General features: G+C 68.0%; 22 protein-coding genes and 1 pseudogene. 8 read left to right on the top strand and 15 right to left on the bottom strand.

Features of this window, described 5'->3' with window-relative positions; all coding sequences use genetic code 11:
• Positions 1-25 precede the first annotated feature (25 nt).
• The gene (locus RMO97_RS07585; protein ID WP_310540040.1) at positions 26-517 is read right to left on the bottom strand and encodes a hypothetical protein; all 492 of its coding nucleotides are present in this window, start codon (positions 515-517) and stop codon (positions 26-28) included.
• A gap of 180 nt (positions 518-697) precedes the next feature.
• Here RMO97_RS07585 and RMO97_RS07580 point away from each other — a divergent pair, with 180 nt between their 5' ends.
• Positions 698-2,125 carry a hypothetical protein gene (locus RMO97_RS07580; RefSeq protein WP_310540038.1) on the top strand — a complete coding sequence of 476 codons (1,428 nt, stop codon included), beginning with the start codon at positions 698-700 and terminating at the stop codon, positions 2,123-2,125.
• The gene (locus tag RMO97_RS07575; protein ID WP_310540037.1) at positions 2,122-2,625 is read left to right on the top strand and encodes a DUF4304 domain-containing protein; all 504 of its coding nucleotides are present in this window, start codon (positions 2,122-2,124) and stop codon (positions 2,623-2,625) included. Before RMO97_RS07580 ends, RMO97_RS07575 begins: the two co-directional genes overlap by 4 nt.
• Here the strand turns inward: RMO97_RS07575 and RMO97_RS07570 are convergent.
• Positions 2,622-3,017, bottom strand: a complete 396-nt coding sequence (locus RMO97_RS07570) for a hypothetical protein (RefSeq protein WP_310540035.1) — start codon at positions 3,015-3,017, stop codon at positions 2,622-2,624. The two genes, RMO97_RS07575 and RMO97_RS07570, sit on opposite strands and share 4 nt — an antisense overlap.
• Positions 3,018-3,097: 80 nt before the next feature.
• On the opposite strand from RMO97_RS07570, the gene RMO97_RS07565 reads away from it, so the two are divergent.
• Both RMO97_RS07565 and RMO97_RS07560 read left to right on the top strand, forming a co-directional pair.
• On the top strand, positions 3,098-4,084 hold the full coding sequence (locus RMO97_RS07565; RefSeq protein WP_310540079.1) for a WYL domain-containing protein: 987 nt from the start codon (positions 3,098-3,100) through the stop codon (positions 4,082-4,084).
• Entirely contained in the window at positions 4,078-5,796 is a 1,719-nt protein-coding gene (locus tag RMO97_RS07560) for a hypothetical protein (RefSeq protein ID WP_310540033.1), read from the top strand. The genes RMO97_RS07565 and RMO97_RS07560 overlap by 7 nt, the downstream gene beginning before the upstream one ends.
• A 54-nt stretch (positions 5,797-5,850) precedes the next feature.
• Here RMO97_RS07560 and RMO97_RS07555 read toward each other — a convergent pair whose 3' ends face one another.
• From RMO97_RS07555 to RMO97_RS07545, 3 genes are all read right to left on the bottom strand, one after another.
• Positions 5,851-6,666, bottom strand: coding sequence for a PIG-L family deacetylase (locus RMO97_RS07555; protein ID WP_310540032.1), 816 nt, complete (start codon positions 6,664-6,666; stop codon positions 5,851-5,853).
• On the bottom strand, positions 6,663-7,694 hold the full coding sequence (locus RMO97_RS07550; protein WP_310540031.1) for a serine hydrolase: 1,032 nt from the start codon (positions 7,692-7,694) through the stop codon (positions 6,663-6,665). The genes RMO97_RS07555 and RMO97_RS07550 overlap by 4 nt, the downstream gene beginning before the upstream one ends.
• Positions 7,695-7,836: 142 nt before the next feature.
• The gene (locus RMO97_RS07545; RefSeq protein WP_310540030.1) at positions 7,837-10,347 is read right to left on the bottom strand and encodes a TonB-dependent receptor; all 2,511 of its coding nucleotides are present in this window, start codon (positions 10,345-10,347) and stop codon (positions 7,837-7,839) included.
• Positions 10,348-11,079: 732 nt separating this feature from the next.
• Between RMO97_RS07545 and RMO97_RS07540 the strand changes: the two genes are divergently transcribed.
• Positions 11,080-11,580, top strand: coding sequence for a RidA family protein (locus RMO97_RS07540; protein ID WP_310540028.1), 501 nt, complete (start codon positions 11,080-11,082; stop codon positions 11,578-11,580).
• Positions 11,581-11,705: 125 nt separating this feature from the next.
• On the opposite strand, the gene RMO97_RS07535 is transcribed toward RMO97_RS07540, so the two are convergent.
• A complete protein-coding gene (locus RMO97_RS07535) occupies positions 11,706-12,776 on the bottom strand; it encodes a histidine kinase dimerization/phosphoacceptor domain -containing protein (protein ID WP_310540027.1) in 1,071 nt (356 codons plus the stop codon).
• A gap of 225 nt (positions 12,777-13,001) precedes the next feature.
• Between RMO97_RS07535 and RMO97_RS07530 the strand changes: the two genes are divergently transcribed.
• Genes RMO97_RS07530 through RMO97_RS07520 form a run of 3 tightly spaced genes read left to right on the top strand, consistent with a single transcriptional unit; the run spans position 13,002 to position 14,446 of the window.
• Positions 13,002-13,487, top strand: coding sequence for a hypothetical protein (locus RMO97_RS07530; protein ID WP_310540025.1), 486 nt, complete (start codon positions 13,002-13,004; stop codon positions 13,485-13,487).
• Entirely contained in the window at positions 13,484-13,699 is a 216-nt protein-coding gene (locus RMO97_RS07525) for a hypothetical protein (protein ID WP_310540024.1), read from the top strand. Before RMO97_RS07530 ends, RMO97_RS07525 begins: the two co-directional genes overlap by 4 nt.
• A gap of 42 nt (positions 13,700-13,741) precedes the next feature.
• Positions 13,742-14,446 (top strand): DUF4097 family beta strand repeat-containing protein, encoded by a 705-nt coding sequence (locus RMO97_RS07520; RefSeq protein ID WP_310540022.1) that lies wholly within the window; start codon positions 13,742-13,744, stop codon positions 14,444-14,446.
• Here the strand turns inward: RMO97_RS07520 and RMO97_RS07515 are convergent.
• The 9 genes and pseudogenes from RMO97_RS07515 to RMO97_RS07475 form a co-directional block, all read right to left on the bottom strand.
• A pseudogene (locus tag RMO97_RS07515) lies at positions 14,443-15,453 on the bottom strand (DUF2891 domain-containing protein). The gene RMO97_RS07520 and the pseudogene RMO97_RS07515 sit on opposite strands and share 4 nt — an antisense overlap.
• Positions 15,434-16,384, bottom strand: coding sequence for a DUF979 domain-containing protein (locus tag RMO97_RS07510; RefSeq protein WP_310540021.1), 951 nt, complete (start codon positions 16,382-16,384; stop codon positions 15,434-15,436). Before RMO97_RS07510 ends, RMO97_RS07515 begins: the two are co-directional and overlap by 20 nt.
• On the bottom strand, positions 16,381-17,046 hold the full coding sequence (locus RMO97_RS07505) for a DUF969 domain-containing protein (protein ID WP_310540019.1): 666 nt from the start codon (positions 17,044-17,046) through the stop codon (positions 16,381-16,383). Before RMO97_RS07505 ends, RMO97_RS07510 begins: the two co-directional genes overlap by 4 nt.
• 116 nt (positions 17,047-17,162) lie before the next feature.
• Positions 17,163-18,281 carry a PHB depolymerase family esterase gene (locus RMO97_RS07500; RefSeq protein WP_310540017.1) on the bottom strand — a complete coding sequence of 373 codons (1,119 nt, stop codon included), beginning with the start codon at positions 18,279-18,281 and terminating at the stop codon, positions 17,163-17,165.
• Positions 18,282-18,386: 105 nt separating this feature from the next.
• Positions 18,387-19,289 (bottom strand): NAD(P)/FAD-dependent oxidoreductase, encoded by a 903-nt coding sequence (locus RMO97_RS07495; RefSeq protein WP_310540016.1) that lies wholly within the window; start codon positions 19,287-19,289, stop codon positions 18,387-18,389.
• A complete protein-coding gene (locus RMO97_RS07490; protein ID WP_310540015.1) occupies positions 19,286-20,068 on the bottom strand; it encodes a transglutaminase family protein in 783 nt (260 codons plus the stop codon). Before RMO97_RS07490 ends, RMO97_RS07495 begins: the two co-directional genes overlap by 4 nt.
• 52 nt (positions 20,069-20,120) lie before the next feature.
• Complete coding sequence (locus RMO97_RS07485) at positions 20,121-20,543, bottom strand: response regulator (RefSeq protein ID WP_310540014.1); 423 nt, start codon at positions 20,541-20,543, stop codon at positions 20,121-20,123.
• On the bottom strand, positions 20,533-23,736 hold the full coding sequence (locus RMO97_RS07480) for a PAS domain S-box protein (RefSeq protein WP_310540013.1): 3,204 nt from the start codon (positions 23,734-23,736) through the stop codon (positions 20,533-20,535). Before RMO97_RS07480 ends, RMO97_RS07485 begins: the two co-directional genes overlap by 11 nt.
• Before the next feature lie 91 nt (positions 23,737-23,827).
• A complete protein-coding gene (locus RMO97_RS07475; RefSeq protein WP_310540012.1) occupies positions 23,828-24,094 on the bottom strand; it encodes an EscU/YscU/HrcU family type III secretion system export apparatus switch protein in 267 nt (88 codons plus the stop codon).
• Between the last annotated feature and the right edge of the window lie 97 nt (positions 24,095-24,191).

Below are 24,191 nucleotides of genomic sequence, written 5' to 3'. Positions count from 1 at the left end.
ATCGGGCGAAGCGGGAGGAAAGGAGTCAGATCGCGCGGCGGAAGGGGACCACCACGTCGTCGGCCTCATAGGCCACCATCGCCACGGGTGGCGGGGCCATGTCCGGCACGCGCAGGATCAGCCCATTCATGGCGAAGGCCTGGGCCACCAGGCAGGCGGCGGCGGGGAAGGGGGGCTGGCAGGCGTCGGCCAGCAGCCAGGCCAGGTGGGCCTCCAGGCGCGGATAGTCCTCCAACTGGGCCGCGGCGAAGATGGCCACGATCAGCTGTTCGTCGCGGCTGAGGCGGAAGGAGCCGGGGACGCAGAGCGTGACCTTGCGCTTTCCGCGCCGGGCCAGCTCGCGGACGAAGACCTCCAGGGCGTTCAGCGCCTCCGAGCCCACCATCCCGCAGGCGCTCTCGTACTGACGCCGCACCAGGGGGCAGGCGCCGACTCCGAAGGCCATGGCGCGGAACCCCCAGACCAGCATGTGCTCGCCCTGGCTCAGGTCGCGGAGGTGGGTCGTTTCGCAGGACATGGGCGCGACTCCTTGAGGAGCACTTTGATTACTGCGGTTGCGAATTATTCGCAACTAACCACGCCAAGCTCTCCTCTGCACTTTGTTCCGCTTTTGTTCGCCAACAAGCTTTACCTGTGGTAGGGTCCTAAGGTCACTCGAGCCGCGCCTGCCGCCGCTTTGAGATGTGCGGAGCGGCGTGTGAGGCCGTCCGCCGGCGCGTTCAATCAATCAGCCCGGGGGATGGTCATGAGCGGATCGCTTGATCGCTACTATCGAAGGAAAACCGCCGACATCGAGGAGGCGCGTCGGCGGCTTGAAGACCAGGGCCGAGCGCTCTGGAATCAAGCAACCCGCTCAGGTCAGGCGGCCGTGGGCGATTCGCTCACGGCGCTGCGGAAGCTGACTGCTCCAGAGGCGCCGCCAGCGCCGAGGCGGCAGACAGTGGCGCAACCTCAAACGACGAAGATGATGGGGCGCGGGTATGCGCCAGCCATAGGGGCGTCGGGCTCAGCGCCGCCGAAGCGTCAGACGGCAGTTCCAGCCCTGGCCACGAAGCCTAAGGGGCGCGGCTATGCCCCACCCCCGACGCCCGAAGCGATACGGCTGGCGGACGAGCGCGCGGCCGCCACGTTCCACGGCTTCAGTGATGGCGTGACCTTCGGCGCGGGGGACCAGTTGTCCGCCCTGGCCCACGCGGGCCTTCCGGGCGACGGCCATTGGTCAGAGCGCTACCATGAACAGAAGGCGGTCCTGAAAGCTCAGGACGCCTACGATCAGGCCCACCACCCGATGATGCGAACCACGGGCCAAGTCGCTGGCGCGTTGGTCACGGCGGTGACGCCGTTCGGGCTGGAAGCCGGCGCGCTCAGGGCCGCCAGCTATTTCCCCAAGGCCGCCCGCTTTGTGAAGGGCGCGACGGCGACCCAGCGGATCACGCCCCTGGCGAGAGGCCTGGGAGATCACGCCCGGTGGTCGGCGATCGCGGCAGGCGCCGGAGGCGGCATGGGCGTCGCAGGGCAGGGAGCATCGGATTGGGCGTCTGGTCGACGGAGTAGCCTCGGGTCCTACGGCGCTGCGGCGGTCGGCGGCGGTGTCGACAGTTTGGGAACGGTCTATCTGGGTCCGGCTCGTGGGGGCGCATTGGGGGGCGCTGTCAGCGCGGCGGCGGATGACGCGTTCAACGGGCGCATGCCGTCCCTGGTCCGGGTGTCCGAAGGCGCGGCGGCTGGCAGTGTGATGGGCAAGGGGATGGGAGCGCTGGGAACTTTCCGCGTTCACGCCCTGCCCGCACGCAACAATGGGTCCAAGGGCCTGCACAAGGGTGCGGTCGGGGAGAGCCTCTCCAAGGCGCGGAGCTGGCTGGAGGGCGAAGGGGTCAATCCCAACAGACAAATCGTGCGGGTCGGGAACCGGTACACGGTCCTGGATCACAGAACGCTGTCGGGCAAGCCGGTGGAAGCAAAGTTCGGGTATGCCGCCAGGCTCAGCACCCCACAGAAGATGCTGCGGGCGAAGGAAGAAGACTATCGCGTCGATCACTTCCTGCCGGAAGATATCGGGAAACTACTGTCCCTCCCGTTCACCAGTTTCGGCGCTGGACTCGAAGAGGAACGCTGGCGGCGATGAACAGAGAGAAACAGAAGGCGACGCGGGAGGCCGCGCATGCCCGTCTCTACCCAGTGCTCAAGGAACTCGGTTTTCGGCGCGGGGCAAACCTCCCCGTGAAGTCGACGCGCAGTCGTCTGGGCTGGCGGCGGATGAGGGAAGGGCATCTCGACCAAGTCGGTCTGTTGTGGTCGAAATACTCCGATGGCCGCTTTGTGATCGAGTGGATGACCACAGACCCGCGCGTCGTGGCTTCGCCGACCGGCTACGTCGCCTGGATGAATGGGCGGATCTATCGTGGACCGCCGCGATGGTTCAGCCTGAATGACAGCGACGGGGAGTGGTTTCGATGGAGCCATGACCTCGCCAAGGAAATGGACACGGCGGAGACCAGGGTGCGCGAACTGGATCGCTATCTGCGCGACGGAACGCCCATGAAGTTCATATGCCTACCCGAAACGATGGCGTTGACGCCGGCTGGAATTGCGTCCGCCAAGGCCGACAAGGCCTCAGAGGTCTAAGCCGCCACCGACCGCCGCTCATCGGCGAACTCGTAGCTGGCTTCGTCCCAGAGGGAGTCCCATTCGGCGAAGCGGGCGTTGGCGTCGCGCAGGCGGGCGTCGTCGCGGACGCTGACCACTTCGCCCTCGGCTTCGTCCCAGACCACGGTGAGGTCGGCCAGGCGGTGGTCGCCCGTGGCCAGGCGGCCCTGGATCTGCAGGCGTTCCACCATCTCCTCGGAGACCCGCAGCTTCATGCGGCCGCCGGCCTGGCGCAGGGCGATGTCGGCGTGGCTGATGACCTTGGCGATCATGTCGGCGTTGGCGGCCTCCACCGGGCGGCGGACGTCGAACAGGAACAACGGTTCGGAGCTGACGGCGCGGGGGCGGCGGAGTTGAGCGACGTTGGGCATGTGTGGCTCCTTTCGTTTCGGCATCATCAAGGTAGGATGCCGGTGCGTCAGAAACGGACGTACAAATGTGGGGGCCGACTTTGCGGCACGAAAAGGCGACTCGGTTACTCGAACTGGCGCGTCTCCTGGCGTCTTCCGCCGAAGGAATGACGCTCGATGAGATCGCAAGTTCCATGAATGTTGGACGACGGACCGCCGAGCGGATGCGGGACGCCGTCCGTGACGCCTTCCCGCAGATGGAGGAGATCGAGGACCCGCCCACCAAACGGTTCAAGATTCCCTCCGGCCTGGACGGCATCTTTCAGGCGCCAACGGCTGATGAGTTCGCCGCCCTGCACGCCGCGGCCGAACAGTTCCGGGCCATGGGCGCAACCGGGCGGTCGGCCGCCTTGTTGAATCTGGAACAGAAGGTGCTGTCGGCCATGCGGGCCGGCGTGCGCCGCAAGCTCGCCCCGGACCTGGAGGCTTTGTTGGAAGCCGAGGCCATCTCGATCCACGCAGGTCCCCGACCCTTCGAGGACGAGAGCGTGCTGGGGGCCATCCGCGACGCCATCAAGTCTCTGCGCCGCCTGCGCTTCCGCTACCAGGGCGGCTCGACGCCGGGGCGGGTGCGGGAGATCACGCCGTTCGGGGTGCTGTTTGGGCGGTCCAACTATCTGGTGGGCGCGGAGGGGACTTCGAAGGAGCCGCGCACCTGGCGCCTGGACCGGGTGGCCGACCTGGAGGTGACCGAGACCTTCGGCGCCAAGCCCGAGGACTTCACCCTGCAGGCCTTCGTGGAGCGTTCCTTCGGCATCTATCAGGACGCGGTGGAGGAGGTGCGACTGCGCATCCTGCCCCATGGCGCCGAGGAGGCCATGGGCTGGCGGTTCCACCCGACCCAGAGGCTGGAGCGACTGCCCGACGGCGGGGTGCTGGCCACCTTCCACGCCGGCGGCATGCGGGAGCTGGCCTGGCACCTGTTCACCTGGGGCGACAAGGTGGAGATCCTGGGGCCGGAGCGTCTGAAACAGATGATGCGTGACGAGCTGGCCGTCGCCGTCGCGGCCCACGGCGCGCCATGCTGACCCCGCGCCCCGACGGGCGGGTGGAGAGCCAGGTCCCCGTGCTGCTGCCGATCATGGGGCCGCGTCTGCAGGGGGAGCTGCACGCCGACGGGCGGATGGAGCTGGCCCTGTGGGGGGCGGGCGATCTGGGACGGCTTCGGTTCTCGGCCCTGGCCGGTCCCTATGTCCATGCGCCGAACCTGGTGACGACCCCCAGCGGGGGAGCCTATGCCGCGCAGTCGGACCCGGTGCTGTTGCTGAAGGGCGTGACCTATCGCGGCTTCACGCCGGCGCGGAAGTGCGCGTCCTGGGACCGCACGGCGCATCCGAAGTCCAGGGTTTCGCGCAAGGGCGCGCGACGGCGGATCGACCTGCCCTGGGCGGTCGTGCTGCTGGAGACTCGCGGCGCCGATCTGGTGATCTCCGCCGGCGCGGACCTCGACGAGGCCGAGCGCGGCCTGGGCCTGTCGGTGGAGACCATCGTCACCGAGGCCGAACACTATGCTGTCCACTGCGACCAACTTCCCGAAGCCGACCCGGTGCTGCGCTCCATGGTCATGCAGGGCGCCCACGCGGCGCTGTCCTCGGTGCGACGCGATGAACGCGGCCGATTCGATGGTCTGGCCGCAGGTCTGGCCTATAGCGCCCCGGCTCGAACCTATTTCCGCGACGGCTACTGGACCCTGCAATTGTTGCTGAAGGCTGCGCCAGCCGTGGTCCATGCGCAGATCGACCTGCTGGCGGCGGGCATCCAGCCCGACGGCGAGGCCCCGAGCGGGGTCATCGTCTCAGGTCCAGAGATGGCCCATGCCTGGGAGGCGCTCCGCAGCACAGTGTTGGGCTTCGACTGGATTCACAAGCGCAGGGCCGACTGGTGGAGCGACCACTTCGATAGCCCGCTGTTCTTCATCCTGACCCTGGGCGACTACGTTCGCGCGACGGGGGACGCGGAGCCGGTGGACCGCAGCTGGCCCTTCGTGAGGGCGATCTACGAACGCTATGTGGCCCTTTCGCCGGACGGCCTGCCGGTAAAGCCGCGCCACGATCGCGACTGGGCCGACAATGTCTATCGCTCTGGCCTGGTGAGCTATGACATCGGCCTGTGGATCGGGGCGCTGGACGCCATCGTCGAGCTGGGCGCGGTGTCGGATTCGGAGCTGGCGGCGCGGGCCCGGGCGACGGCGGCGGGCGCGCGGGCTGCGGTTGCGGCCCAGATGACGCGGCCGGGCGGCGGCTATCCGGACTACCTCGATGCGCCTGCCGGCGTCGCCGAGGACCACCTCACCCTCGACAGCCTGACCCTGCTGCGCCACGACGCCGTCCCAGAGGCCGACGCCCTGGAGGTGCTGGAGCGCGTGCGCCAGAACCTGGAGAGCCGCCACAATGACCGCCAGGGGTTCGGCGACTGGGGCATGATGTGCGCCTATCCGCCCTTCAGCCGGCGCGGCGATCTGAGGTCCAAGACGGTGTTCCCATTCCGCTACCACAACGGCTCCGACTGGCCGTGGCTGGACGGGCTCTATGCCGGGGAGCGGCTGCGACGTGGCCTGCCGGGCTGGCGCTACCCCATGGTGCGGTGGTGGGAGTTCTGTCTCGCCCAGGGCTGGATGGGGGCGGTGGAATACTTCTCGCCGCCCTGGGGGCGGGGGTCTCTGCTACAAGGCTGGTCGAGCCTGCCGGCGGCGGTGGCCCTGGCGCACAGGGATGTCGTGCTGAAGGGCGATCCGGATTGATGATCAAGATGCTCCCCCACTGGGGGAGTTGGCGCGAAGCGCCTGGGGGAGGACCTACTTGCTCACGGCCAGCGCGAAATACTCCCGGTCGAACAGGCGGTAGTAGAGCCAGGCCGGCAGCTTGTTATAGCCGGGCTGGACGTCGGCGATGACCTTGGCCTGGCTGGCGTGGACGTCCAGCAGGCGGCGCTTGGCGCCCGCGAAGCGCGCGATGGGCACGGCCACGGTTGGGGCGGGGAGGCCGGCCTGCGGGTCGCTCGGATAGTTGTCGCGGAAGGCGGCCACCAGCTTGAGGGCGAGCCTGATCAACGGCTTGGGCAAGGTCGCCTGGTAGAGGCGGCGGATCGCGTTTTCCTCCTGGGCCAGGTCGCGCGCCCAGCGGCCGACAGCCACGTGATCGGGGTGGCCGTAATAGCCGATCCGCTCGTCGAAGCTGATCAGCACGCGCGGTTTCCAATAATCGATCCGTTTACGGAGCATGTTCTTGACCGCCGCGCCGTCGGTGGCGGACAGGCCGCCGTCGGGCCATTCGAAGACCTCCACCGCATGGGCGCCGAGGGTCGCGCCCGCGGCCTGCGCCTCAAGGCCGCGGACGCGCGCGAGGTCCTCGCGGTTATATCCGGTGTCGCGGGCGGCCTCGCCGCGCGTGAGGTAGACGAGGATCACCTGAGCCCCTTCGCGCGCCATCGCCGCAAGGGTCCCGGCGCTGGTGATCTCGTCGTCGGGGTGGGCCCAGATGGCCATGACGGTCTTGGGCGCACCTGGAACCAGCAGGCTGCGGGCCCTAGGAACCGCGCCGTCGTTCAGCCGATTGCGGACCAGCAGGAAGCCGACGCCCAGCAGGACCAGCAGGACGACGGCGAAACTCACGGCCGGAAGCAGTCCACCAGTTCGGCCAGCCAGGCCTTGAGGTCGTCCTTCTGCTCGGTCGGCGTCTTGCCGTGGCGGACCACCACGAGGTCGAGCTCGGGGACCACCACCGTGAACTGGCCCTCATGACCATTGGCGGAGAAGCAGCCGGGGCCGCCCAGGCCCAGCCACCAGTGGGCGCCATAGGGACCATCGGTGACGCCCTCCTGCTGGAAGGTCGGCGTGCGGGCATAGTCGGCCCAGCCCTCGGGCAGCAGGCGCTGGTTCTCCCACACCCCGCCGCGCAGATAGAGCAGGCCGAAGCGGGCGAAGTCCTGGGCGGTGGCGAAGCAGAAGGACGAGCCGATGAAGGTCCCGGCCGGATCGAACTTGGGGACCGGGCTGGTCATGCCGAGCGGCGCAAACAACCGCGCGCGCATGAAGGCCTCGAAGTCGGGGCCATAGGCGTCGAGCGTCCTGGCCAGCACGCGGGCGACGATGTTGGTCGTACCGCTGGAATAGGAGAAGTGGCGATCCGGCGCGTAGAGCAGGGGCTTGTCGGCGGCGTAGTGAGCCACGTCGTCCTTCCCCACCCCCCACAGCATGGCGATGGTGTCGGACGGCTTGTCAGGCTCATAGACCTCGGAGAACTCCAGGCCCGAGGACATGCGCAGCAGGTGGTCCAGGGTGATGGCGCCGCGCGGATCGCCGGCGTCGCGCCATTCGGGCACGTCGGCGGGGGCATGGATGTCCAGTTTGCCGTCCCCCACCAGCAGGCCGGTGAGGGCGTGGGTGATGCTCTTGGCCTTGGACCAGGAGAGGCAGGTCTTGTCCGGCCCGTGCTCGGGACCATAGCGCTCGAAGATCAGCCGGCCTTCCCGGATGATCACCACGGCGTGCGCCTCGCCAAAGGCCAGCTGATCGAACTGTTCGGCCATCAGGTCGTCGAGGCGCAGGCGGTCGAAGCCGGGCGGGAAGAGGCCAAGCGGCCACTCCTCCGTCGGCCACGGGGTTCCGGCGGGCTGGGTGGGCAGGGGCGGCAGGCTCATGGGAAGAGACTGTCCCCAAGCCGCCCCCTTCATCAAGAGCTAGAACGGCGCCCCCCGGCTTGAGGGGCTTCTGTCCACAAGGGGGCGAACGAAAAAGGGCGGCCCCTAAGGGCCGCCCTTCCACGCTCTCCAGAAACCTCGGTCAGAAGGCGTAGGTCACCCGGCCGTAGTAGTAGCCGCCGTTGATGCCGAAGGGCGAGTAGCTCGGGTACTGAGGCGCGCAACCCGAGCCAGAGGCGACGCAGGCGGCTTGGTAGGCGGCCGAGAACTTGTCCGGATACTTGTTGAACAGGTTGTTGGCGCCGATCGAGACCGTCACCGCATCGGCGAAGGTGTAGGAGGCTTCCACGTCGGTGATCGCCGTCGTGCCGATGGCTGTCTGAAGCAGAGGACCGGTGCCGGGATCGGCGAGGGCGGAGGACTTCCCGTAGACCGTCTCCGTCAGGTTCACGGTCAAGTTTCCGAAGGTGTAGAGCGCGTTCAGGCCCACCTTGTACTGCGGAGAAGCCTTCTCCAGCAGAGACTGGGCGTTGCCGGCGAACAGGAGCTGGCCGGTGGGGAAGGCGGCGCTGGTCGTGGCCAGCTGCGCCGGCCGCGGCTTCACCTTGGTGACCTTGGTGGTGCCGTAGTTGCCGCTCAGGGTCCAGTCGATGCGGCCATAGTCGCCGAGGTCGGTGGGATAGGAAATCACCATGTCCACGCCGCGGGTGCGGGTGTCCAGGCCGTTGGAGAAGATGTTGATCCCGGTGGTGGTGACGGTGGGATCGAGCACGTTGCCGTTGGCGAGGATCGCCGCCAGCACGGGCGGCGAGGTGGAAACCCCGTTCCGCGTCCCGAACACCGAGCTGGAGCCGAAGATCCGGTCGGTCAGTTCGATCTGGTAGACGTCGATGGTCGCGGTCATGCGCGGCACCGGATGGGCGACGATCCCGAGGCTGTAGTTGGTGGATTCCTCGGGCTTCAGCTTGTCGATGCCCAGAATGCGGGCGGCGGCGGAATTGGGCGCCAGCTGCACGAAGGCCGAGGTCGGGGAGACGTTGGTGGCCGAGTAGAAGGATTCCTGCAGGGTGGGCGCGCGGAAGCCGGTGCTGATCGTGCCGCGGACCGCGAAGTCGTCGTTGAAGTCGTAGCGGCTGGTCAGCTTGGCGACGGTGGTCGAGCCGAAGTCGCTGAAGTTCTCATAGCGGACCGCCGCGTCCATCTGCAGGGCCTCGATCGGGGACGCCGCCAGGTTGACATAGACCGCCCAGCTGTCGCGGGTGTTCTTGCCGGCGTCGGTCTTGGCGAAGCCGGGATAGGACTGCGAGCCTTCCTTGTAGGTGGAGGCCGCGTCGCCCTGACCGATCTCATAGCTCTCCTGCCGCTGCTCCAGGCCGAAGGCGACATTGAGGGGCGTCGCCAGGCCGACCTCAAACTCCTTGGAGAGGTCGAGATTGTTGGTCAGCTGAGTGGTGGTCCAGGTCCCGTTGTGGAACGAGGTGGGGGTGAAGCCCTTGGTGGTCAGGGTCGAGGTGTCCCTGTAGAGGCTGGCGTTGGCGGAGTCTTCGACGCGAACCTCGATGTCGTCGATCCCGTAGGTCGAGCTGAGATCGAAGTTCCAGCCGCTGATCACGCCGGACACGCCCAGGGTGACGGCATAGTCGTCTTCGATGATGCGCTCACGCGGGCTGAAGCCCCGCGGGAAGGGCCGGTCGGCAGCGCCCTGCAGGCCCTGGACCCGGTTGTAGCGGCGGTAGTTCTGGTAGTTGGACGCATCCTTGTGGCCATAGGAACCGAAGGAATAGACCTCGAGATCGTCGCCGACAGAGACCCCGGCGTTATAGCCCAGGTTGCTCAGCCGGTACTCGGCGTCGCCGGAGATCAGGTTCAGGTTGGGGAAGCCGGGGATCAGGCTCTCCACAGCGAAATTCGCCGCCGAATAGCCGGGGCTGGCCGGATTGAACACGCGCTGGTCGGGCTGGCCGCGGTTCGAGAAGCCGTGATACTTGGTGTCGGCAGTAAGGTTCAGGTAGCTGTTCTCGGTCGGCGCGGCGCCGATGTTGAGCGAGATCGCCGCGGTCTTGCCGCCCCCGTCCAGGTACTCGCCGCCGGTGGCGGAGATCGATCCGCCGGCATCAGACTTTTTCAGGATGATGTTGACGACGCCGGCGATGGCGTCGGTGCCGTACTGGGCCGCCGCGCCGTCGGTCAGCACCTCGATGCGGCCAATGGAGGCCATCGGGATGAAGCTCAGGTCGGTGGCCGCCGCGCCCTGGAAGGCGCCGCCGAGCACCGCGAAATTGGCGGTGGTGTGCCGGCGCTTGCCGTTGACCAGCACCAGGGCGTGGTTGGGCGACAGGCCGCGAAGACGCGCCGAGAGGGTCAGGTTGGCGGTGTCGCCGCCGAAGGCCTGGGCGTTGAAGGACGGCACCAGGTTGGCGAGGCCCACGCGCAGGTCGGTCTGGCCCGTGCGGGTCAGGGCGGCGGTGTCCACCACCTGGATGGGCGCGGCGCTGTCTTCGACCTTCAGGCCGGTCTGGCGGGTGCCGGTGACGATGACCTCGTCGACCTCGGCCGCCCCGGCGGCCAGGGTCTGGGCGGACGCGGCCCCAGCGATCAGGACGGAAACCAGCGAGACGCTCGCCAGCCATGCGTTGCGGGTTGTGGATTTCATATTGGTCGGCCCCCTCGTTCAGTTGCGGCTGAAGTCGGCCGCAAGGTTCCCCCGCACGCCTGTGTGCTCAGGCGCCGGGATGTTTAAAGACGCTCCGGAGATGGGCTGAGACCCTTGACCTCCAGTATTCGTTCAGAATTGTCGGTATGATTTTACTCAATATCCGCGCAGAATGCCGCGAGAAGCCCGGCCGCAACGGCCGCATCAGAGTCATAATCCAATTTTCAGACACTCATACCGATGAACTCACGCGTAGATTGAGATCGCCCGCGTGAAACGTTTCCTCATGGTGTTCTTATTTTCTATTGTGTCGAAAAATTTTCCCAACGACGTCTTCCGGAAAATTCATCTGACAGTAAGAGGTCCACACGAATCCTTTTTGCAGTCAACGAGATGCGACCGGAGAGTCGCGATGACGTCATATTTTGGGTGTTCGACGCAGAGGGTGCGCGATATTCGGGCACGGAATCGGCGGGGCGCGCCAATTTTCCGATCAGGGACTGGGTGAAGACCTGGAGCGTCCGTGAGGAGGGTCACGATAACTGCCAAGCAACTGGGCGACGCGTGCTTGGCGTTTAATCAGACAGGACGTTTTGCGAGCGATTGGGGCGATGCCAAAGGATCAGCACGCGCCGCGGGGCCAAGGGCATGGCTTGAACATCACCGCCCGCCTGACCCAAGGTGGCTACGCCTCGCCGCCCGCCGGCGCCCACATGAAGGAAGACCTCCAAAATGCGCAGACTGATCCTGGCCGCCCTCCTGCCTGTGCTGGCCGCCGCCGCCCCCGCCGCCGCCGCCGCCGCTGATGGCATCGTGCGGGTGGGCGCCCCCACCAGCGCCATCCTGCAGGCCGCCGTGGTGCCGGCCGGCTACGACACCATCTATGTCAGCGGCATGACCCCCCCGCCGCTGAACCCCGGCGCGCCCGCCGGGACCCCGGTGCAGTTCGGCGACACCAAGACCCAGACCATCGGAGTCCTGAAGCGCATCGAGGACGTCCTGAAGGGTCAGGGCTACACCATGGGCGACGTGGTGATGATGCGTGTCTACCTGGTGGGCGATCCCGCCAAGGGCGGCGGCATGGACTTCGCCGGCATGATGGAGGCCTACAGGCAGTTCTTCGGGACCGCCGAGCAGCCCAACAAGCCGGCCCGGGTCACCATGCAGGTGGCGGCCCTGGTGGCGCCGGGCATGCTCTCGGAGATCGAGGTCCAGGCCGCCAAGAAGAAGTAGCCGCCACGGAACACTGCAGCGCCGCCCGTGTCATGCGGGCGGCGCCTTGCGGCGAGCTGGGCCGCCGAAGCTTTGGTCGTAAGATGTCGGCAGCCTCGAGGCCTACGAGGCGCACAAGATAGGCTTCACGCCGCCTGAGGAAGCAAGACGGAGGCGGCGTGGGTGATGGAGACGCTCACCCCGCCGACGGACTGAACCTTCATCTTAGCTCCAAGCTGTTTGACTAGGGCGTCCACGATCACCGTGCCGAGACCACCGTGCTTGCCAGGCGCGGCGTCCGGCGTCTTTCCCACGCCATTGTCGACGACGGTGAGGGTCCAGCCGTCGCCGGCGCTCGTGTAGGTCACCATCACCTGGGCGTCGGGCTTGCCGGCCGGGAAGGCGTACTTCACCGCATTGATCAGCAGTTCGGTGACGATCAGGCCGATGCTGACGGCCTTGTCGGAGCCGATCTCACCGTCGTCGGCGACGACCGTCAGGATGATCGGCCGGTCCTCGCCGATCATCGACTTGGCCAGGCTGGCGCACAGCTTGGTGAGATAGCCCCCCACCTCGATGCGTTCGACGCCGCCCGAGGCGTGGAGATGGGCCTGAACTTCGGCCACCGACATCACCCTCTGGTGGGCGTCGCTCAGGTGCTGGCGGGTCTCTTCGGACGTCACGGCGCGGGCCTTGATCATCAGGATGCTGGCGATGATCTGCAGGCTGTTGGCGACCCGATGCTGCATCTCCTGCAACAGGGTCTGCTGCTGGGCAAGCAGGTCCTCGGTGCGCTCCAGAAGCTCCTCCTTCTCGCGCTCGATCGCTCGGCGCGCGGTGATGTCGGTGAAGGCCAGCAGGATCGTGGTGTTGGCGCTACGCTCATAGATCACCTTGCGAGCATTGAGCAGCATGGTGCGCGGGCCCAGGCCTGGGAAGTCATGCTCGACCTCGAACCCGTCCATGGCCACTCGCTCGGGAATGATGGTCTCCAGCAGCACACGCAGGGCCGGGATGTTCCACTGACCATCGCCAAGCCAGTAGAGCGGCCGGCCTATGGTGTGCTCGGGATCGACCTGGAAGATGGCGTAGAAGGACCGGCTGGCGGCCAGGACCCGGAACTCGGCGTCCAGCACCAGCAGCGGTTCGTGAATCGTGTCCACGATCGCCTGGGCGAGCGTCTGCGCGTCTTCGATTCCCTGAAGGGAGGTCGGCATGAGCGAAAACAGGTCCGATCCCGGACGCCAGGATTCTTTGCGTTCGACCGCGAAAGCAGGCCAACCGCCAAGCTGTACGCCTCATATGACTCTGTGTCGTGATCTCGTTTTGTCTGTCGGCTGTGGAGCTTAGCCGTCAGGTTCCAGTGTCCGGGCCCTGCCGCCTTGCATGCCTGCGTGATGATGGCGTTGACGTGACACCATAATGGTGTCTAAATGACGTCCATGGACATCAAGCCCTTCGTCGACGCTCTGCGCCAGGATCTGATGAACGCCGCCGAGGCCGGCGGCGAGCCGGCGCGCGCCGCCGCCGAGCGCCTGACCATGGCCCTGGAGCCCGCCGTGCGGTTGGCCCTGATGGAGGCCTTCAGCGCGGCCGCCGCCGAGATCACCCGCGACCTTGGCGGCCCGGTGGTGGACGTCCGCCTGCAGGGCCGCGAGCCGGTCTTCGTGGTCACCGGCGGCGCCCTTGCCGCCCCCATCGCCGAGACCGGCGAGGAAGAGGGGGACGACGCCGTCACCCGCATCACCTTGCGCCTGCCTGAGACCCTGAAGGTCCGGGCTGAGGAATTGGCCGCCCAGCGCGGCCAGTCGCTGAACACCTGGCTGGTCAACGCCGCCCGCGCGGCGGCCGGCGGATCAGCCCCCATCGGTCCCGGAGCCCCGGGCCGCAATCGTTCGTCCAAGCGCATCCAGGGATGGGCGCGATGAGCCGGGAAACCTCCATGCACAGCTTCCAGACCCCCGACCCCGTCAACCTGCGGGTTGAACTCTGGCAGGGACCGGTCACCGTCCTGGCCTCCGAAACTGGCGCCGCGACGGTCGAGCTGACCGCGCTCCCGGGCGACTCCCACGCCCAGGAGCTCATCGATCAGGCGACGGTGGAGCAGCGGGGCGACGAGATCGTCGTCCTGCTGCCCTGACCGCGGCGCCGTCTTTTCCAAATCCGCGGCGGGGTGCGGGCGGTGATCAAGGTTCCCACCGCCAGCGACGCCCTGATCCACACCGGCTCGGCCGACCTGGAGACCAAGGGCCGGCTCGGCCGGGTCTCCGCCCACGGCGGGTCCGGCGATGTCGAGCTGGAGCATGTGGCCCGCGCCGAGGTGCAGACCGGTTCCGGCGATATCGAGATCGGGACCGTCGACACCGACTGCGACGCCCGGGGCGGCTCGGCCGACATCAGCGTCAAGCGGATCGGCGGCGACGCCGAATTGATCACCGGCTCAGGCGACATCGATGTCGGGGAGATCACCGGGTCCCTGAAGGCCAAGACCGCGTCGGGGGACATCGAAGTCAGCCGCGCGAGGCACGCCGACCTCACCAGCGTATCGGGTGACATCAAGGCCGGGGAGATCACGGGCGAGTTCCGGGCCTCGACCGGGTCAGGGGACGTCACCCTACGTCAGGCCGGCGACGCGGTCGACGCCACGGCCGGCTCCGGCGACCTTGCGGTCAAGCGGGTGGACCATGGCCGGGTGCGGGCCAAGACCGCGTCAGGCGATATCGTGGTGGGCGTCGCCCAGGGCTCCTCGGCCTATCTCGACGTCACCACCGCCACCGGCGACGTGAAGTCCGCTCTCGACGCCAGTGAACCGCCCCGCGAGGGCGAGCCGCAGGTGGAGCTGTTCATCCAGGCGGCGACCGGCGACGTGGTTCTTCGCCGCGCCTAGGCGGTCAGGGCCAGCAGGGCGAAGCTGGCCAGCCAGTGCTCGCCCATATAGTCGCCCGCCACATGGGGCAGGCTGGCCGCCAAGTGGCGGTCGGCGGCCGCATGGGCCACGGCGCGAAGAGGGTCATCGGGGGCGAGGCTCCCTGAGATCGCCCGCCAGCACCAGGCGCGGCTGAGGTTCAGACCATCCAGATGGGCGATCTTGCCATCGCTGCGGTCGCTGACCGTGGCGGGGGTGAAGAGGCTGGCGGGCAGCCCCTTGGCGGCGTCCGGCAGGAAGCCCGCGAACCAGGTGCGGAATTCCGCGACGGGCAGCAGCCGCCGCATGGCCTCGGCTTCCATCAGGGTCGGCGACAGGAAGTCGTCGCCGGAGGGTTCCCAGGCCGCGGCGTTGCGATCGCCGCCTTACCAGGCGCGCGCGGTGTCCCGCAGCAGGGCTTCGAAGGCGGTGTCCTGCACGGCCTTGGCGTAGTCGGCCGCCAGCGCCAGGGCGAAGGCCGTGGAATTGTGGACGCCGGTGCGTACCGGATAGGTGGCCTTGGGCAGGTAGGTGCGGAACCGCTCGGCGAAGGCTTCCGCCAGCGGGGCCAGGCGGCGCGCCCAGACCCGATCGTCGTGGCGGATCAACTCGGCCTGCAGCATCAGCAGCCAGGCCCAGCCGTAGGGGCGTTCGAAGCCCCGGCTGGAGGGCCGGTCCAGATAGACCCGCTCGGCCTCGACCTTGTCGGCGGTGAAGGCGCCCGCGAACAGGTCGTCGATGGCGGCGGCCTCGGGGATCTCGGGGTGCAGGCGGCGTAGGGTGGCGAGCGTCCAGTAGCCGTGCACGCAGGAGTGCCAGTCGAAGCTGCCGAAGAAGATGGGGTGCAGCGCCCGGGGTCCCACGGCGTCGCCGGGCCCATCGAGGACGTGGTCCATCTTGTTGGGATACTCGCGGGCGACGTGGCCCAGGGCGATGCGGGCGAAGCGCGACGCGACCGCGGCGGTGAGCTCAGCGGAAGGCGAGGACATACATCAGCACCATGTTGGCGAGCAGCAGGGGGGCGGCCGTGGGGATCTGGGCGCGGATCACCGCGTGGCGGTCCTTCAGTTCCAAGAGGGCTGCGGGCACGATATTGAAGTTGGCGGCGAGCGGCGTCATCAGGGTCCCGCAAAAACCGGACAGCATGCCGATGGCGCAGACGACGGCCGGGTCGCCGCCGAACTTGACGATCAGGAAGGGTAGGCCGACCCCGGCGGTCATCACCGGGAAGGCCGCGAAGGCGTTGCCCATGATGATGGTGAACAGGGCCATGCCCAGGCAGTAGACGGCCACGGCCGCCAGGTGTCCGTCCATGGGGATCGCGGCGGTCACCAGGTCGCCCACCACCTTGCCGACGCCAGCTAGGGCGAAGACCGCGCCGAGCGCCGCCAGCATCTGCGGCAGCAGCGCGGCCCAGCCCACGGTGTCCATCAGCCGCCGGCCTTCCTGCAGGGGGCTGATGACCGGCTGGCGCAGCAGGATGAGCGCGGTGACCACCGCCAGCACGGCGCCGAGCGCCAGGGAGATCAGGGTCCCCTGCTTGGGCTGGAACAGTGGCAGTTCGCCGATGGTGACGTGCTGCAGGCCAAGCGTCCCGATCAGGACGGTGGCGGGAATGACCAGGGCCGGGATGAACAGCCTGTTCCCCCAGCGCTCCGCCGACAGCTTGCGGGCTTCCGACGAGCCATCGGGCTCCCCGCGCCCCAGGCCGCCGAGGCCGGAGATCAGGGCCATGCAGAGCACCAGCACCCCGTTTCCCAGGTCTCCCAGCCCGTCGCCCGCCAGGAAGCTCACCGCGAACAGACCCCAGAAGCCGGTGTTCATCCAGCGCTTGGGATTGGTGGCGTCCCGGGCGCTGAGCACCGCGAAGGCGGCGAAGACCAGGCCCGCGAGAAGGTAGACGACGCCGAGTTTGATCATGCTCCACGCCCCTTCAACCTGCGCTCGAAGAGCGCCAGCCGCAGCGCATGGATGGCGAAGGCGACGATGGCGGTCGGGATGGCCCAGATCGACAACTGCAGGGGCTCGACCACGATGCCGCTCTGAGCGAGGAAGCCCACCATCAGCAGGATCGAGCCGATGGCCAGGAAGATGTCCTCGCCGAAGAAGAGGCCGATATTGTCGGTGGCCGCGGTCATGGCGCGAACCTTCTGGCGGGCCTCATCAGGAAGCTCGGCCGTCTCGCTCTCCGCGGCGGCCTCGGCCATGGGGGCGACGATGGGCCGGATGGTCTGGGCGTGGCCGGCGATGGAGGTCAGGCCGAGCGCCGAGGTGACCTGGCGGAACAGCAGGTAACCGATCAGCAGGCGGCCAAGGGTCACGCTCTTGAAGCCGGCGATCAGGGCGCGCGCCCGCTCCTGCAGGCCCGCCCGCTCCAGCACCCCGATGACCGGCAGGACCAGCAGGGCGGCGCTGACATATCGGTTCTCGTTGAAGGCTTTCCCGAAGGCGGCCAGGACCTCCAGCGGAGACAACCCCGCGGCCATGCCGGTGAGGACGGCCGAGACCATCACCACCAGCAGCGGATTGAAGCCGGCGGCGAAGCCCGCCACCACCACCGCCACCCCCAAAAGGATCAGCATCAGCCCCTCCGTCGGCGACTCAAGGTTTGGGCGCCGTATGAAGAGGTAAACCTAGTCCGACCCGCCCGCGTCTCTATGGTCCATATTATGGACTACCTGGCGAAACGATTGAGGCGCTATTTCATCAGACCGGCCTTGCGCAAGGCGTCCTCGATGACGGAGCCGATGGCCGACACATTCGGGAGGACGGGCGCGGCCACGGCCGGCTTGCGCGACGGCGGCCTCACCGTGCGGAGGGGTTCGGCCGGACGCGGCGCCGGGACAGCCTCCGCCTCGTGGATCAAGCCCCAGCTGGCGGCGATGTCGCGGGTGGAGGCCACGCCGACGTCGAGCATGTAGGCGCCGCTCACCCCGCCGCCGGCGGACCCGTCGGGCTTCAGCGGCACGCCGTGGCCCATGCCGGCCACCAGGTTGTGTTCCACCAAGGCGCGGCCCTCGGCGTCGCGCCAGATGCGGCGGGTGTGGCCAGCCTCGACCTCGGTGTGGCTGGGATCGAGGTCCAGGTCGTGGACGCCGCGCCACTGGCTGAGCACCGCCTCCCCGTTGGACGGGCTGACCGTGTGATCGGCCGAGCCATGCCAGACCGAGATGCTCGGCCAGGGCCCCTTGTGCGGGCTGGCCTTGCGCACCTTGCCCGGCAGGGCGGCCTCGCCAGGACCGCCGTGGCCGCGCATGGCGTCAAAGGCCTCGGGGACGGAGGCGGCGACCCCGTAGGGCAGGCCCGCGATCACCGCGCCGCCGGCGAACACCTCCGGATAGGTGGCCAGCATCGCGCTGGTCATGGCCCCGCCCGCGGAGAGGCCTGTGACGTAGACGCGGCTTCGGTCGAGACCGTGTTGGCTGATCATCGCCTCGATCATCTGGCGAATAGAGGCCGCCTCGCCCTTGCCACGGCGGGTGTCGCCGGGCTCGAACCAGTTGAAGCAGAGGTTGAAATTGTTGGCGCGGGCCTGCTCGGGGAACAGGACAGCGAAATCCGCCGCGTCAGCCATGGCCGACCAACCTGAGCCGAGATCGTACTCCGCCGCGCTCTGGGTGCAGCCATGCAGGGCCACCACCAGGGGCGCGCCCCTGGGCAGGCCGGGGGGCACATAGGCCAGGGCGGTCAGGGCGCCAGGATTGCCGCCGAAGCCGGTGAGCTCGGTCAGCCGGTCGGAGCCGGCGCGGGAGCCGATCCCAGCGCTAGCCTCGCGGAACGCGGTCATCCGCATCAGGGTGTCGGACAGAGGACGCATGTCAGGCCTTTCACGTCAGCCACAGGAGGCTGACATGAAAACAACGCAGGTGCAGCATGGATCGTTGCTGCGATGCAGCAAAGAGTCTGGTTCGCCGAACCAGGCCTATTTTGACTCCAGCTCCCGCAGTCGATTGTGCACCGCGGTGGCGGCGATCGCGGCCTCGCCCTGGGCGGTGCTGATCTGGTTGAGGCCGCGCACCATGTCGCCGGCGGCATAGAGGCCCGGCACGGTGGTCTCCTGGTGATCATCGACGATCAGGCGTCCGTCGTCGCAGCGTCGCGCCCCGGCCTGGACGGCGAGGTCCGTGCGCGGATCAATACCGAGCGCGGTGTAGACTGCGTCGAATTCCAGCTTGCCCTGCTCGGTGAAGGCCAGGGCGGTCAGCCTCTCGTGGTCAAGGGTCACCTCCTGGATCGGCGCCTCGATCAGGCGGACGCCCGCCTTGGCCAGACTCTGGCGCTCGCCGTCCGGCAGGTCCTCGGCGGCGCCGGTATGGATCAGCGTGATGTCGTCGGAATAGGTCTGCAGGAAGAGGGCTTCGCCCGCGCCCAGGGGGCCGTCACCGATCACCGCCACGGCCTGGCCGGTCACCTCAAAGCCGTCGCAGATCGGACAGATGCGGACCAGGGATCGACGCACCGCGGCCTCCACGCCCGGCAGATCGGGCAGGCGATCGACGACACCGGTGGCCAGGATGACGGACCTGGCCGACAGCGACTGGTCTGCCGTGGTGAGCGTGAAGCCGTCGCCGTCCACGCAGAGCCCGGTAACCTGGGCCTCCTCGATCCGCGCTCCGAATTCCTCGGCCTGGCGGCGCGTCCGGTCGAGCAGATCCACCCCGACGATCCCGCCCGGAAACCCCGGATGGTTGTGACTGCGGGGGATCCAGGCCGCCCGGCTGTCGCCGTCGTGCAGCACCAGGACATTCCGGCGGAAGCGGGCCAGGTAGATGGCGGCCGCCAGGCCCGCAGGCCCCGCGCCGATGACGATCGCGTCCAGGGTCATCCCTTGATCTTCCCGACAGTGAAGCTCTGGGAGATCAGGTTGGCCCTCCCGAAGATGGTCATGAAGGCGATGTCGGCGGCGTCCAGGCCGGTGGCGACCCGCACCAGGCCATCGATGGGGGCCAGGCCCGTCGCGTCGATGAGCCGCCAGCGGCCCCCGAGATAGACCTCGGCCACCGCATGCAGGTCCGGCGGCTCCAGCTTCCAGGCATAGGCGCTGACGGCGCGGGCCGGGATGTCGGCGGCGCGGCACAGGCTGATGGCCAGGTGGGCGAAGTCGCGGCAGACACCCGCCCGGTCGACGAAGGTGTCCATGGCGGTGGTCATGGCGTCGCTGACACCGGGCTCATAGGCGAGGTGTCCGCCGATCCAGTCGACAATGGCGGCGACCTTGTCGCCGCCGTCGAGCTTGCCGAACTCCTCAGCGACGAAGGCCTCGAAGCGGTCGGAGGGGCAGTAGCGGCTGGCGCGCAGGTAGCGCAGCGCCTCGCCGGGCAGGTCGCGGATGGCGGTGGCGGCGCAGCCTTTCAGGTCCGACGCGCGGGCTAGCAGCTCGACACTGGCGGTGTAGGCGATGGTCACCTCCCCGTGGGCGGTGAAGACCGCCCGGCGCTCACCGGTGACCGAGTCGTCCAGGCGGGCGATCTCGGTGGCGGGGGTGATGGTGAGGCGCTCGGAATGGATCGCCTGGTCCGGCGCGCGGGCGGCCTCCAGCAGCAGCAGGACCTCGCAGGGGCGCTCGAAGCTGTAGGTCAGGTCGGCCTGGATCGAGAGTCGCATGGAATCCTCCGCGCGCCCCAACGCGCGGGAGCGGCCGACGTTGCTGGAGGGCCTATATCATGACGCTGTCGTCTGACGGCTTCGGGGGAGCCGGCGGAATCGGCGACCGCAGCAGGCGGGCGACACGAGCCAGTAGCTGATTCTCGCTGAAGGGCTTTGTCAGATAGTCCTTGGCGCCCAGTCCGACGGCGCGACGAATGTCGTCGGGGGTGTGGCGCGCGGTAAGCATTAGGGTGGGCAGGTATCGGAGCTCGGGCCGCGCCTTCAGGGCGATGAGGACCCCAAAGCCGTCCAGTTCGGGCATGTTGATGTCGAGCACCAGGCCCTGGGGCTTCAGCTCCTGGACCCGCTTCAAGGCCTCGACGCCCGTGCGGGCGGTGTGGGTCTCGTAACCGGCCATTTCCAAGCGGGTTCGGACCACGTCGCGGATGCCGGCGTCATCCTCCGCGACCAGAATGCGGGGCCTAGCCTGCATGGACGGCGCTCCAGGGTTGGGAGGTGAAGTCCGACGCGCGGGCCACGGCGGTGATCAGGGCTCCAGGCTGCAGCGGCTTGGCCACGATATCCTGGAAGCCCAGAGCCAGCAGCCGGTTGTCGCTTGCGGCGTCGGCGGTGAAGGCCAGGATCGGGGTGGCGTCATTGGGTCCCGGCGCGGCGCGGATGGCGTGCAGGGCGCCGGGGCCGTCGAGCCGCGGCATGCGGATGTCCATAAGGATGACGTCGAAGGGTAGCTCGGCGGCCAGTCGCACGGCCTCCTCGCCATCGCAGGCCTCAGTCACTTCGGCCCCCACACCGGCCAGGAAGAGCCGGGCGAGTTCGCGGTTGGCGGGATGATCATCCACCACCAGGACCCGAACGCCGACGAAGGTCGGCCGCGTCACCGGCGAGCCGTCCTCGCCGACTTCCGGCGCCTGGGCCAGAGGGGCGGGGACCGTGAACCAGAATCGGCTGCCCCGGCCAATCTCGCTCTCGACCCCGATCTGGCCGCCCATCGCCTCGACCAACCCCTTGCAGATGGCCAGGCCGAGGCCGGTGCCGCCGTGGGCGCGGGTCAGGGCGCCATCCACCTGGGAGAAGCGCTGGAACAGACGGTCCTGCTTGTCGGCGGGAATGCCCGCTCCCGTGTCGACGACCTCGACCTTCAAGGTCCGGGCAGGCGCGTCATAGCGGGTGCGCAGGGTGACGCCGCCCCCTTGCGTGAACTTCACCGCATTGCCCACCAGGTTCAGCAGGATTTGGCGGATGCGGTCCGGATCGATGGACAGGATCAAGTCGCCATCCTCGCCGTCCAGGGTGAGGCGGAGGTCCTTGGCGCCTGCCTGTGGGGTGAAGAGATCGAGTGTCGCCCGGGACAGTTTGGCCAGGGCTACGGGCTGGACCTGGAAGGTGACCTGGCCAGCCTCCAACTTGGAGAAATCAAGGATGTCGTTGACCGTGCAGAGCAAGGCGCGGCTGGCGTCGCCCACTCGCTCGACATAGGCCCGCGTCAGGGGCGCGAGGTCGGGCTGTTCGCCGGCCAGGGAGGTGAAGCCGATGATGCTGGTGAGCGGCGTGCGAAGCTCGTGGCTCATATTGGCCAGGAACTCGGTCTTCACCGCGGCGGCGGCCTCGGCCTCGGCCTGCGCCAGACGCAACTTGGCTTCGAGCGCCTTGCGGGAGGTGATGTCACGCATGACGTCAGTGAGCCCCACGAAGCGGCCGCTCACCGGATCGGTGACGAAGGTGGGCTTGGACTCCATCCACAGTTCCTGGCCCGCCTTGTCATAGGCGCGGTACTCCACCGACCAGGGCTCGACCTGCCCCTCGGACTCGAAGACCGTCTTGCACATCTCCAGCACGCGAGCCGCGTCATCCGGGTGCATGAACGAGAATGGCGTACGGCCGATCATCTCCTCGGGCGTAAAGCCAAGGATCGCCTGGCTGGCCGGCGAGACATAGGTCAGCGTGCCGTCCAGCCGCATCTCGCTGATCATGTCTGGGGCTTTGGTGGTCAGGGTGCGGAAGCGGTGCTCGCTCTGGGCCAGGGCCGCCTCGATCTCATGCCGGGCGGTGACATCGCGCAGGACGGTGACGACCTCCACCACCTCGCCGCTTGCGTCCCGGACAAGGTTGGGGCTGCCCTCCAACCACACCTCGCGGCCAGCTTCACCGACGATCTTGTGTTGCCGACGCACCGTGGTGTCGATCTCAGCGCCGCTGAACAGGGCGGCTATGATCGCGGCGGAGTGGTTCAGGTGGTCAGGCGCGATCAGTCGGGCGATAGGACGCCCCACCTCCTCGTCTGGATCGAGGCCCAGTCTGCGACAGGCGGGCGACATGTAGCGGATCAGGCCATCGCGCCCGAAGCGCACCAGGATATCCGTCGAGTTTTCGGCCAGCGCACGATACTTGGCCTCGCTCTCGGCCACGGCGAGCTCGGCCCTGTGCTGGCGCGTGATGTCGACGGCGGTGCCGACCAAGGCCACCAGCTCACCGTCGGGCCCGCGCTCGCCGCGGGAATTGTAGGAGAGATAACGAACCTCCCCGTCGCGGAGGATGCGGGTGATGGCGCCTTCGACAGCCTCGCCGGTGGTGAGTTGGCGCGCGACCCGCGCTTCGGCGACTGCGACATCGTCAGGGTGGTATACGGCGAGAACCGCGGTGGGGTTCAGGGGCGAATCGGGTGACAGGCCGTAGATCTCATACATCTGCGGTGACCAGGTCAGCTCGCGGGTGCGCGCATCGAGCCGCCAGTTGCCGAGGTGGGCCACCGACTCGGCGGCCTCCGCACGGCGGACCAGGGACTCCAGGTGGTGCACGGCCTGTTTCTGTTCGGTGACGTCCTGGAAGACGCCATGCAGGCCAATCACCTCGCCCAGAGCGCCTCGGATGCAGTCTGCCTTGCAGAGCACGTCCCGCACCTCACCATCGGGACGGCGGATGCGGGCCTCGAGCTTGAACCCCTCGCCGGTGCGCAAAGCTTCCGTGACGGCCTGATCAACCCGCTGGCTGTCCCCATCGATGTAGAAGTTGACCGCGCCGGCGTAGGCGGGATCGAAGCTCTCAGGCGTAACGCCGTGGATCCGATAGACCTCATCGGACCAGGTCAGGTGACCGCGGTTAGACTGATAGCGCCAATTTCCGACCCCTGAGATGCGCTCGGTCATCTCCACAAGGCGTCGCCTCTCTTCGGCCTCTGGCTTGGCGCGGCGCAGTTCCAACGTGTCAACGACGACACGGGCCAGATTCCGCAGGCGGTCGAGATCTTCAGGACCTGGCGTCGGACGGGGCTTGGTGTCGATGACACAGAGCGTCCCAAGGTTGTGGCCGTCCCTGCCGGTCAGGACCGCGCCGGCATAGAAGCGGATTCCCAGATCGCCAGTCACAAGGGGGTTGGACCGGAAGCGAGGGTCGCGGGTCGCGTCCTCCACCACCAGGGTCGCGCCGGGCGCCAGGGGCAGGGCGTGGGCGCAGAAGGCTTGGGAGCGTGGCGTTTCCACCGCGTCCAGGCCGTGGCGGGACTTGAACCATTGCCGCTCGGCGTCGACCAGGGACACCAGAGCGATCGGAGCGTGGAACAGATCTGCGGCGAGCGCCGTCAGTCGATCAAAGGCCGCCTCCGGAGCGCTATCAAGGACTTGATAGTCGTCGAGGGCGCACAGCCGCGCGGCTTCTGATAGCTCGATCATGTCTTGTCCGTCGCCCCCAGAGTCTCGTCTCCATGAGGCGGGTAATGATGTAGCGATAAGGTTACCGAGGCGGAGACAAAACGCTGTTTCGTCAAAGAGTCTTCGCTTCAGGGCCCTTGCGCATCAGGAAGGCGAGGATTTCGGCGACGGCCACGAACAGCCGCTCGGGAATCTCGCTGTCGACCTCGACCTTGGAGAGCGCCTCGGCCAGCAGGGGATTGTGCTCCAGGGGCACGCCGTGGGCCTCCGCGGCGGCGATGATTCGCTCTCCCACCAGGCCGCGGCCGGCGGCCACCACCCGGGGGGCGCCAGGGGCGTCATACTTCAGGGCGACGGCCAGGCGGAGGTCCTTGCTCATGCCGACTGGTCCACCAGCCGGCCCGAACTCGTGGCCGGCGCCGGCGGCGGCCCTGAGTGGACCGCCAGTTCCAGCTGCAGGTTGGCGGCGGCCAGGG

Origin of the sequence: Phenylobacterium sp., from assembly GCF_031425575.1 — a bacterium.
GTDB lineage: Bacteria > Pseudomonadota > Alphaproteobacteria > Caulobacterales > Caulobacteraceae > Phenylobacterium.
The sequence above is the reverse complement of the archived record's forward strand: the minus strand, read 5'-3'. Positions and strand labels throughout refer to the sequence as shown.